At 65.5% G+C, this 1,675-nt stretch carries 3 protein-coding genes; all 3 read right to left on the bottom strand.

Annotated elements, in window-relative coordinates; genetic code table 11:
- The coding region (locus WB528_RS19230; RefSeq protein WP_423889981.1) for an SRPBCC family protein at window positions 1-209 on the bottom strand (209 nt) is incomplete at its 3' end.
- Window positions 210-212: 3 nt separating this feature from the next.
- On the bottom strand, window positions 213-650 hold the full coding sequence (locus tag WB528_RS19225) for an SRPBCC family protein (protein WP_423889980.1): 438 nt from the start codon (window positions 648-650) through the stop codon (window positions 213-215).
- Between the two features lie 8 nt (window positions 651-658).
- The coding region (locus WB528_RS19220; RefSeq protein WP_423889979.1) for a flotillin domain-containing protein at window positions 659-1,675 on the bottom strand (1,017 nt) is incomplete at its 5' end.

Genomic DNA, 1,675 nt, shown 5'->3' with positions numbered 1-1,675 from the left:
GACAGTGCCAGCAATTGCTCGCGCAATTCGCCGCCATCGGCGAGCTTGAAACGACGGACGCAGCCGATCTTGTCGGAGGGTTGGCTGCGCTCGATCGTGCTGGTGGCGACGGCAGGGTGCCAGCGGTCGTGGCCGTTGAAATCGCGCAGCACGTTCCAGACGCGGTCGGTCGGCGCGTTGATGACAGTGCTTTTGACGATTCGCGGCATGTTTCAGCCTCCGAACGCACGCTTGAGCGCGTCGAAGCCGCCCTGGAACACGCCGCCGCCGATGCTGGCGATCAGCTCGGCTTCGCGATCCGGCGCGCAATCGAATTCCGCGGTCCATTCCACGAAGGTCGAGTCGCCGTCGGTCACCGGCGTCAGCCGCAGAGTAGCGACGTAGTTCTCCACGCCCATCGGCGATTCCAGGATCGAATAGGTGCAGAACATCTCGTAGTCGGAGAGGCCGAGCAGCTTCTCGCGAATGCGGTCGCCATTGCGCAAGCGGAAATCCCGCACGCAGCCGATCTTGTCGGCGGGCTCGCCGCCTTCGATACGGCTTTCGCCGATTGCGGGATGCCAGTTCGGCAGGCCATTGAAGTCACGCACCCGCGCCCACACCCGGTCGGAGCGGCCGTTGATCACGCTGGAAACATAAACTCGCGCCATGATCTGCCTCAGGATTTCTTGCGCGACGAACTGCCGCCGGCGGGCGTGTCCGGCGCTGTACCGCCCGACGGCGGTGAGGCGTCAGGGGCCCGCTTCGACGTGGAGTCCCTGATGCCCTGGAGGTCACGGGCCTCGCGGATCAGGCCCTGCATCTTCGAAAGGCTGCCGCCCTCGATGCCGATTTCGGACAGGACCGAGTCGATCAACGGCGCCTGCACGCGGTAGCGCAGCGCCGAATCGATCACCTCGTCGGTGGCGTTGCGCCCGCTGCCGCCGCCCGAGCCGGAGCCATTGAGGCCGTCGACATGGAGGATGCGGATGCCCTCGATCTTCTCCATCGGCTTGACGCTCTCGCGCACGATGCCCTCGACGTGCTCGAGCAGCTTGCGCTTGAACAGCGATTGGCGCGCGCTGTCGGTGAGCACGTTCTCGGCCTCGTTGATGAGCCGCTGCGCTTCGGCTTCGACGGCGGAGCGGATGCGCTGGGCTTCCGACGCTATCCGGGTCTCCTCGGCTTCCTTCTCGGCGATCATCACCTCGATGGTCTTGCGGCGTCGCGCGATCTCGCTGTCGCGCACCGTGATGGCCTTTTCCTGGGCTTCGGAAGCGTGCGCCTTGGCGTTTTCCGCCTCGGCCTGCGCCGCCGAATGTTCGAGAGATTTCTGGTAGAGCGCGATGGCCTTTTCCATCAGCGCGGTCTCGACCACCTTCTCACGATCGACCTCAAGCTTGCGCAGATCCCGCTCGCGCGACACGCGCGCTTCGTCGAGGCCGCGGTCGGAGGCAATGCGGGAGCGTTCGATTTCCTCGCGTGAGGCGATTTCGGCCTCCTGCAGCGCCTGGACGCGGGCGATCTCCAACTGCTCGATCGCGCGCCGCCGCTCCAGCCGTGCGGCTTCCATCACCTGCTCGCGCTCGACGTCGCTCTTTTCGACCTGCTGCTTGGCAAGGATCTCGGCCTGGCGCACCTGCCGGTCGGCGCTGATGCGTTCGGACTTCTTGGAGGAAAGCGCGATGATACGTTC

Source organism: Bradyrhizobium sp., assembly GCF_049586575.1.
Classification (GTDB): Bacteria; Pseudomonadota; Alphaproteobacteria; order Rhizobiales; family Xanthobacteraceae; genus Bradyrhizobium.
Note: the sequence above shows the minus strand (reverse complement) of the source record. Positions and strands in the feature narration are given on the sequence as shown.